The organism is Haliscomenobacter sp. (assembly GCF_040403615.1).
Classification (GTDB): Bacteria; Bacteroidota; Bacteroidia; order Chitinophagales; family Saprospiraceae; genus Haliscomenobacter.
On sequence record NZ_JBBAKG010000170.1, the window covers coordinates 1 to 8,701 of the forward strand.

At 46.1% G+C, this 8,701-nt stretch carries 11 protein-coding genes; 6 read left to right on the forward strand and 5 right to left on the reverse strand.

Annotated elements, in window-relative coordinates:
• Positions 1 to 174: 174 nt before the first annotated feature.
• Both ABW391_RS27605 and ABW391_RS27610 read left to right on the forward strand, forming a co-directional pair.
• A complete protein-coding gene (locus ABW391_RS27605; RefSeq protein ID WP_353485137.1) occupies positions 175 to 1,029 on the forward strand; it encodes an alpha/beta hydrolase in 855 nt (284 codons plus the stop codon).
• An 85-nt stretch (positions 1,030 to 1,114) separates the two neighbouring features.
• Positions 1,115 to 2,782, forward strand: a complete 1,668-nt coding sequence (locus ABW391_RS27610) for an ABC1 kinase family protein (RefSeq protein WP_353485138.1) — start codon at positions 1,115 to 1,117, stop codon at positions 2,780 to 2,782.
• Between the two features lie 203 nt (positions 2,783 to 2,985).
• On the opposite strand, the gene ABW391_RS27615 is transcribed toward ABW391_RS27610, so the two are convergent.
• The 3 genes from ABW391_RS27615 to ABW391_RS27625 all read right to left on the reverse strand — a co-directional run bounded on the left by ABW391_RS27615 (position 2,986) and on the right by ABW391_RS27625 (position 4,227).
• Positions 2,986 to 3,417: a hypothetical protein gene (locus ABW391_RS27615; RefSeq protein ID WP_353485139.1), complete on the reverse strand. Its 432-nt coding sequence runs from the start codon at positions 3,415 to 3,417 to the stop codon at positions 2,986 to 2,988.
• Positions 3,418 to 3,636: 219 nt separating this feature from the next.
• Positions 3,637 to 3,852, reverse strand: coding sequence for a PIN domain-containing protein (locus ABW391_RS27620; RefSeq protein WP_353485140.1), 216 nt, complete (start codon positions 3,850 to 3,852; stop codon positions 3,637 to 3,639).
• Positions 3,853 to 3,897: 45 nt separating this feature from the next.
• Positions 3,898 to 4,227, reverse strand: a complete 330-nt coding sequence (locus tag ABW391_RS27625) for a hypothetical protein (RefSeq protein ID WP_353485141.1) — start codon at positions 4,225 to 4,227, stop codon at positions 3,898 to 3,900.
• Positions 4,228 to 4,579: 352 nt separating this feature from the next.
• Between ABW391_RS27625 and ABW391_RS27630 the strand changes: the two genes are divergently transcribed.
• Together ABW391_RS27630 and ABW391_RS27635 are read left to right on the forward strand one after the other, a co-directional pair.
• On the forward strand, positions 4,580 to 5,554 hold the full coding sequence (locus ABW391_RS27630; protein WP_353485142.1) for a sensor histidine kinase: 975 nt from the start codon (positions 4,580 to 4,582) through the stop codon (positions 5,552 to 5,554).
• Between the two features lie 5 nt (positions 5,555 to 5,559).
• A complete protein-coding gene (locus ABW391_RS27635) occupies positions 5,560 to 6,279 on the forward strand; it encodes a LytR/AlgR family response regulator transcription factor (protein WP_353485143.1) in 720 nt (239 codons plus the stop codon).
• A 187-nt stretch (positions 6,280 to 6,466) separates the two neighbouring features.
• On the opposite strand, the gene ABW391_RS27640 is transcribed toward ABW391_RS27635, so the two are convergent.
• Positions 6,467 to 6,601, reverse strand: a complete 135-nt coding sequence (locus tag ABW391_RS27640) for a hypothetical protein (protein WP_353485144.1) — start codon at positions 6,599 to 6,601, stop codon at positions 6,467 to 6,469.
• 173 nt (positions 6,602 to 6,774) lie between these two features.
• Here ABW391_RS27640 and ABW391_RS27645 point away from each other — a divergent pair, with 173 nt between their 5' ends.
• Together ABW391_RS27645 and ABW391_RS27650 are read left to right on the forward strand one after the other, a co-directional pair.
• Positions 6,775 to 7,950, forward strand: a complete 1,176-nt coding sequence (locus ABW391_RS27645) for an NAD(P)/FAD-dependent oxidoreductase (protein WP_353485145.1) — start codon at positions 6,775 to 6,777, stop codon at positions 7,948 to 7,950.
• A 24-nt stretch (positions 7,951 to 7,974) separates the two neighbouring features.
• Positions 7,975 to 8,490, forward strand: coding sequence for a hypothetical protein (locus ABW391_RS27650; RefSeq protein ID WP_353485146.1), 516 nt, complete (start codon positions 7,975 to 7,977; stop codon positions 8,488 to 8,490).
• Here ABW391_RS27650 and ABW391_RS29650 read toward each other — a convergent pair.
• A partial coding sequence (locus tag ABW391_RS29650; RefSeq protein WP_502916360.1) for a transposase occupies positions 8,487 to 8,701 on the reverse strand: 215 nt, incomplete at its 5' end. The two genes, ABW391_RS27650 and ABW391_RS29650, sit on opposite strands and share 4 nt — an antisense overlap.

Below are 8,701 nucleotides of genomic sequence, written 5' to 3' on the forward strand. Positions count from 1 at the left end.
TTTTCGCTTAACCCGCCTCCACTTCCGCAAAATCGGGATTTCAATAAGGCCTTTTCCGAATTGCTGTGGATATTTTGGATTAGACGAATATTTTTGGTGTTGCGTAATGTCAGAAAATAAGACTCATCGTTTCCGAGAAACGGTTTCAAACTAAAGTATCAATTTGACTGAACTATGTACAAACTCTGCATCATTTTCGCCTGTTGCTTCGGCATCAGTTTTGCCTTGCAGGCAGCAAAAGTCGACACCATTGAAATCAACAGCAGCTACCTGCAAAAGAAAGTAAAAATTGCGGTGGTAACCCCCAAAAGCTACCAAGCAGGGCAAACCCGCTACGCGACCTTGTATCTTTTGCATGGTGGCTACGGCAAATTCAGCGATTGGTTGCTGAATACGCCCGACAAGAATCTGGTACACCGCTTGTGCGATGAATACAACCTCATTTTTGTTTTGCCCGACGGAGGCATTGGTGGGTATTACCTGGACAGCCCAATCAACGCTACCAGCCAGTACGAAAGCTTCATTATCAAGGAAGTCATCCCTAAAGTAGATGCCACCTATCGCAGCATCAATGACCGCAAATCACGGGTCATCTCGGGACTGAGCATGGGCGGTCACGGGGCCTTGTACCTGTCTACCCGCAATCCGGAGTTGTTTTGCGCAGTTGGCAGCATGAGCGGCGCGGTAGACATCAATACCGATCATTGGAACGTTCCGCCAGAGCGTCGCAAAGCCATCGCCGAGCGCCAGGCCAATATCTGGCCTTCCAAGCAGGATAAACCGGAGTTTTACTTGAATAACTCAGTTGTTTCCATGACTGAGAAAATGAAAACCAACGGCCTGGCCATGATTTTTGATTGTGGCGTAGACGACTTTTTGATTGAACCAAACCGGGAATTGCACCGTCGACTGCTGTACAACCAGACCCCCCACGAATACACCGAGCGACCCGGCGCACATACCTGGGAATATTGGCAAAACTCCTTGCCTGTGCATTTGATGTTTTTTAAAAAGGTGCTTGGGATTTAAGTTTTGAGGATTAAGCCCATACATTTTTGCACATTCCCAGTAATATTGTGTGGGCTTAAAACTCAAAACCCAAAACTCAAAACCTATGACTGGTTCTCGCCGTTTTCGCAAAGCCTACCACGTTGCCGCCCTGGTTATGCTCAGCTACATCTTTTTGATGTTGGGCAAGCGCATTTTTGGACAGCGCTATTATGATTTGCGCATCGAAAAACTACACGTGCGCAATGCCGAGCGGGTCAAACGGGCCATTCTGAAACTGAATGGCTTGTTCATCAAGATCGGACAGATGTTGTCTATCCTCAGCAATTTTTTGCCCGAGACTTTTCAAAAGCCACTAGAGGAGCTTCAAGATAAAATTCCGGCTCGCCCTTATGCCGAAGTGCGCGAGCGCATCATCCAGGAATTGGGCAAAGCACCAGAAGAATTGTTTACCCGATTTGACCAAGAACCCCTGGCTGCAGCTTCCATCGGGCAAGCCCACCGCGCTCAACTCAAAGATGGCACTGAAGTTGTGGTCAAGGTGCAGCACATGGGCATTGAGTCTACTGCCCGCATCGATTTGGAGATCATCCGCCGCTTGATCCAGGTCAGCGCCTGGTTTTACAGTGTAAAGGGCATGGATTATGTGTACACCCAGGTCAAGTTGATGATTGAAGAAGAACTCGATTTTGTGAAAGAGGCCGCTGCAATGGTGAAAATTCGCGTCAACTTGCAAGCAGAACCAGGCCTGAGCATCCCCGAAATACATCCCCAATATTCGGCTACCCGCGTCATGACAACCACCTGGTACGATGGGGTCAAAATTTCCAACCTGGAGCAAATCGATGCGTGGGGACTGGATCGGCGGGCGCTGGCCAGCACCCTCTTGCGGTCGTACAGCAAAATGGTGCTCAAAGACGGTTTTTACCACGCTGATCCTCACCCTGGCAACATTCTGGTGCAGTCCAACGGCACCGTGGTGCTGCTCGATTTTGGGGCAACCGGCCAACTTAGCCCCGCCCTGCGCGAAGGCATTCCCAAGATGATCGAGTCTGCCGTCAAAAACGATACCCAGGGCATCATCGAGGCCGTGCGCTTGATGGGCTTTTTGGCCGAAGGCCGCGAAGCCGAACAAATTGCGGAAAAAATGATCGGTGCCATGCGCAATTTTCTACAGAATGAAGTCAAACTGGATGGCTTGAATTTCAAAGACATTCAGGTCAATCCCTTCAACAACAGCATGGTGTCCCTCATTCAGGAGATCGGCATCAGTGGCATTGCGGGTACGGTACTGGTGCCCAAAGATTGGGTCTTGCTCAATCGGGCATTGACCCTGCTTTTGGGCTTGTGCAACAGCCTAGATCCCACGTTAAATCCGCTGGAAGTGGTGCGGCCGTATGCCCAAGAGCTGGTGCAAAACCAGCAAGGGGGCTGGCTGGGCTTCGTGCGCAACCTGGTACAAGGAACCCTGGTCACAACATTGGCCTTGCCGGATGAACTGAAGCAAACCTTGCAAAAAGCCCGCAAAGGCCAACTGGAAGTGCGCACACCGGATATTCGGGAGGGAGCGCGCCTCTTGTACCTCGCGGCAAGACAGTGGCTAATGGCTTTACTGGGTTTGGCCGCAATTGTGCTGGCGCAGTGGTTTTCGCGAATTGGAGAAGAACGCTCGATGCAGTTTGCGTATGCGGCCGCGCTGCTGTTTGGGTGGCTGTTTTTTAAGGCGTTGCGCCGAGGAGCAAAGCTCTTTAATTCAATATCCAATATCCAATAACCTCTGTTCAATGTCCAATAATCAATATCCAATGTCCAACGCGGGTGAAAGCGGAGGGTTAATCTTGATGGGAACTCGCGAAGGTTGGTTTTAGATTTTTCGTACAATCCGAGCTTTACATCGCGGATTCTCATCAGGATTTACCCATAATATCAACCCGCGTTGGATATTGGATATTGATTATTGGCTATTGGATATTGAAATTAAACTGGATTATCCGCAACAACAAATTTTTTGCTGTGCACATCCACAACATCTTCTTTTCGTTTGCCCCAATAGGCTTTCACACTTTTGAATTCAAAGGAATCTCCGGCGGACAGTTCCTTTAACGCGGCCATGATTTCTTTACTCAGGGTGTCGGATTCTGCTTTGAAGGTGGATACTTTTCCGGATTTGGTGATCTCGATTTGGTAGCTGAAAATTCGCGAGCCTGCCGCGCAGCCATCTACATTTAATGTTTTGTGTGCCAGGATTTCCTTTTTGGTGATTTCACCACCAAACTTGTTGGCGTAGGAGAGAAAAGCGCCTCCGGGCATGGCCAGCGCAGAAACTTCAGGGCTTGTTGCCGCAATTGTGTAACCCATCCCCAAGATGACGAAGGCAGCAAGTAGGAAAATTTTGATTTTGTTTTTCATGACGTTGTTTTTTGTGAATTAACTTGGGTCAAACTTAGGCTGTGCAGCAAAGCAAGATTGGAGAAGTAGACAAAAGGGTAGATTGAGGAGAGGAACTACAAGTTGAGTAGGTGGTGCAAGATTTTCTTATGGGACGAAAGAAGACTTGTAAAAATGGGGAAGATTAGCCGACTCAAAAGTGATCAATTTAATGAATTAGCAATTAAAATGACATAAGGTCTATTTACTAGCCGTCAACGCAACCAATTCCAAAAAAGCCACATTCAAGTGATTAAAATCTTGATCAAGAGTCATCAGCTCTAAATTAAAAACCGAAGCGGTAGCGGCAATCCATAGGTCATTTTTTCCCATGTTACGCGGTGAGTTATTGAGTGGCTGGTCTTTTAGTTTTCCCTGGCTAAAAGCATCAATCTGTGCGTACCGATAAAGAATCATTTCTCAGCACATGAATCAAGATGTTGGTATCCAATAAATAACGTTTCATTCGCTTAACTGGCTTATCAAATCTTCAGCAGATTGGGGGATGTTTAAATCAGTGGCGAACTGGCCTAGTTTTAGCAAATCAGTGCCATGATAATTCTCATTTAGTAAGGCCGTTTCTAGGTCAGTTGTTGCAATTGGCGTTTTTAAAGCCAAAAGCAATGGATCATCAGTTGTGATGGTATTCTGAAGCGCGGCAATAGCATCTGTTTTTTCTAATTGATTTGAAGATTCCGAAACCTTGTTGATTTGAACATAATTTAGGGTTCTCAGAAAACCCAGTAGAGGTTGCAAGTATCGGTCATCTACATTCAGCCTGATTTCTGACATGCAATTCGTTTTTTACAAAAATAATGGATTTCGAGGAATGTTGCTACGCAAAATCAAGTTGTTTTGTATACTTGAGCCCAGATGCCTCTTTGAAAACAGTTGTAAGTACCTTTATTCTTGTGTCGGCACAACGCCTCGGCAATGATACTATGGTTCAAGTCATGACATTGAGCCAACAGACGGGTCGTTGCACTACCTAAAAAGGTCGTTCCTCTACTTTACAATTGAGATGCTGACCAATTGTGTTTAATTTGAAGCACAAAAATCAGTCGCCATCGAAACGTTACTACCCACTCCAAGATCGACCTGGCAGCGTCGATTTCCACAGGTCATAACCCATCTTCTTTTTTGGGTGCTGTACATCGTATCGGAATACTTTGCCAATCTGGTTCACATCTTTCCGGAAGAAAAAGGCCGCTTCTTTCAGGCAACCCTCTTGTCATTGCCCATGTTAATGGCCGCTACCTATTTTCTGGCGCTATTTGTAGTGCCCAGGTACTTGATGACCAATCAATGGCTGTGGTTCCTGTTTTGGGCCTTGGTAGTGGCAGTTTTTGTATTTTATTCCCGCATCAAATGGCAGGAACTGGTCAACTACCTGCGGTCTGAGCAGTATTTTCCGGTGCCGGTCAATAAAATGCTCAAAAACATCATTCGCGATTATGCCATCATTGCCCTGGCCGTGTGCATTTACATCATTGGCGATTACCGCCGCAACCAGAAGCTCAATGAGGAATTGATCAAAGCCAAGGCAGAAACGGAAATCAAATTGCTCAAAGGTCAGTTGCACCCGCATTTTTTGTTCAACTCCCTAAACAACATCTACAGTCTGGCCCTTTCCCATTCCGACCAGACGGCAGACAGCATCTTGAAATTGACAGAGTTGTTGGATTATCTGGTTTATCGCGCTAGTCTGGATACTGTGCCACTCGCCAAAGAAATGCAATTGTTGGAAAATTACCTGGGTTTGGAGCAACTGCGCTATGCTGAAAAATTGCAGGTAAGCAAAGACATTGTCGTACAAAACGATGCCGTTAATGTAACGCCCTTGATTCTGCTGCCCTTTGCCGAAAATTGCTTCAAGCACGGTGGGGTTGGCAAAGACGGCGTGTTTAGGGTAGGCATCTACCTGCACGCCGATCAGCAGCAATTGTTGTTCAGGATGAACAACAGCGTCAAGACAGGCAAAACCATTCAGCAGGACAGTGGTGGACTGGGGCTGCAAAACATCCAAAAAAGACTTAACTTGCTTTATCCCGGACGTCATCAACTGCTGATCAACCGTACCGAAGAAACATATCAGGTGGAATTGAGCATCAAATTTTAAGTCGAATGAAGTTTAAGTGTTACATTCTGGATGATGAGCCCCTGGCGTTGAACGTCATCGAGCAGCATTTGGCCAAATTCAATCAATTTGAAGTGTGTGGAAAGTCTACTGAGCCATTTGAGGCGATGAGCGAAATCAAGATTTTGCAACCCGATTTGCTGTTTCTGGATATTCAAATGCCCGATATTACTGGCCTGGAATTGATTGAATCGCTCCAAAACAAACCTGCCATCATCATCACTACCGCCTACCGGGAATACGCGGTGGAAGGCTTTGAGTTGAATGTATTGGATTACCTGGTCAAGCCGATTCCCTTCACGCGATTCATCAAAGCGCTGGATAAATTTTTGGGTCAAAAATTGGGACCCGTGTCCGCTTCCTCCATTTCTTCCCCAGAGGCTGTTTCGGATTCGGCTTTTATTTTGGTGAAGGCAGAACGAAAAACCATCAAAATAGCCCTGGATGATGTTTTGTACGTGGAAGGGGTGAAAGACTACGTCAAAATCGTTTTGCCACAACAGCGCATCCTGACCAAAGTATCGATCGGGAATTTTATGGCCGAATTGCCAGGAGATAAATTCTTGCGTATACACAAATCCTACATTGTGGCCAAAGACAAGATTTCCGCTTATACTGCCCACGATGTAGAGGTAAATCAGGTAGAAATTCCCATTGGAAGGGTTTATAAAGAGGCGTTTTTGAAGGTTATGGAAGGAAGGGGTTAGTTCAATGTCAATGTCCAATAATCAATATCCAATATCCAACGCGGGTGAAGGCGGAGGGAGAAATCTTGATGGGAACTCGCGTAGGTGGATTTTAGTTGTCAGCACAATCCGAGTCTTACAACGCGGGCGATAAATAGATTCTTCTCACGATGTCAAATCGCGTTGGATATTGGACATTGGATTTTGATTATTGGATATTGGTTAACAACACTTCTGGATAATCTCCATTCTTGCCGGTTGCCGATTGGTAGCTGTGTTGCTGGTTTAAGCGGTTGATGATGTGCTTCATCCATTTCCAGGCGCGTTCATTCTGTTGGCGCAAGAGATTGAACTTGTCGAAATTGAAGCGTTTGCACAGTTCATCCAGGCTGATTTTGCAGTTTTTTCTAACAGATTGTTAATCTAAAAAAAGAGGTAAGTACCAAGTGATAATTAATTGTAAACTGGCGCTTAACAATCGAAATTGAGTACTACTTTAGCACATAATTAAAACCAATGTCCAACAATCAAGCCTCCCCGCCCCATTTCGACGTCATCATCATCGGCGCAGGCCCAGCTGGTGCTACCTGTGCTTTACAACTTCGCCATTCCAATTTGAAGGTACTCCTGATCGACAAAGCGACCTTTCCCCGCTCCAAAACCTGCGGCGACGCCATCACCGGGCGTTCCATCAAGACTTTATTCCGCTGTTGCCCAGAACTGGTGGAGCAATTTCGCTCCTTCCCTCAAAAAAACGAGATCAAACATACCCGCCTGCACATCAATTCCCGCAGGCCCGTTGATATCCATTGGGTCAATGAAGCCTATTGTTGGCGGAGAACTGATTTTGACCATGCCCTCTTGCAAGGAGTACACCAACATGCGCCTAATGTGCAGATTTTAGAAGGATTTCAGGTAGATGAGATTGTTCGGGACGATACAGCTTCTGGAATGTTCCTAGTTGGCAACTCCCGCCAACAAAGCTATTTCAGCACCAAATTCCTGGTTGGCAGCGATGGCACTCAATCCATGGTCGGCAAAAAACTAACCACTGCTCGACTGGAGCAAAACCACCACGCTGGAGCAGTACGTGCTTACTTCAAAGGAGTCAAGGGTTTGCATTTGAACCGCACCGAAGTGTTTGTTTTGCCCGAGTTTATGCCTGGTTATTTTTGGGTTTTTCCTTTGTCAAAAGATACGGCCAATGTGGGCTTCGGGATGTTGACGAGCAGCATTGCCCGGAAGAAGGTCAATTTAAAAGAGGCTATTTATGCCTTCATCCAGGCTACTCCTGAGCTCAGGGGCCGTTTTGATGAAAGCATGCAGGAGGGAAAGCTGGAGGGTTTTGGTCTGGCTTTGGGCTCGCGGCGTGTCCCCATGTCTGGTGATCACTTTCTGTTGATTGGCGACGCGGCATCCTTGATCGATCCTGCCTCTGGAGAGGGCATTAGCAATGCCATTGTGAGTGGAAAAGTGGCGGCAGAAACGATTGTGACTGCCTTTAAAAAGCAGGACTTCAGCGCTGCTTTTGTAAAAAGTTACGAAAAGAAATTATTCAAAATCATTGGAAAAGAATTAAAAACCAGCACCATTTTGCTGCGCTGTTTTCATTTTGTGCCAGGGCTATTGGATTTGAGTGCCTATTTGATGGCAAATCCGTTTTTTAAACGTTTGGCTAAAAAGTTAATGTAAATTTGGACATCTAATACTTAATATATGAAAACCATCCAGTTCCTGTCAGCTTTAACCTTTTGTACTCAAATAACCATTGCTGCAATTGCACAAGACTTATGCAAGCAAAATAATGCTCCAGTATTTGACGACAGCATCGTCCTACAAAAAGTCATCCAGCAAGGTATTCTTTCTCCAGATGAAGCACGACGCCGAATGGCGGAAAAGCGGGGCGTCGACTTGCGGCAAAAAAGAGAAATCACCGTGTTGGTGGTGCATCAGCGACTTACTGTGAATCCAAACGTCAACGTTTTTGGTGGGCAACAGATTCTGCGCAATTGTGCTGGAGGTACTGCACTCTGTGAGGTGACTTTCAGGCAAGTCAATGCTAGGGCTTTGGAATTTGTTTGGTCAAACGATGCGCGTAGTGCGGTCAATAGCTGGCGGGATTTACGAGCGACTGCCATCAGCCAGAATTGGTACAGCCAAGCCGATGTTATTCTGGGTTTGACAGAAGATGATTTTACGGATTTGGGGGGGTACGCAGGGCAAACGCATTAAAATTTGAGTGTGTTTTCGCGATACTTGTCGGATAATGCACATCGATTCATTCTACGATTAATGCTGACTTTTTCTTTTTCACCATTTGTTTTAAGAAAGTTGAGAGCCATTCGCCGAAAGAGTCCAAAATTTTGTGCGGCATTGTTTTTTCTTTTACGGCTACCATCCTCCCCAAAAGTAACATCCATCGTCCAATGGAGCTGATTTTCAA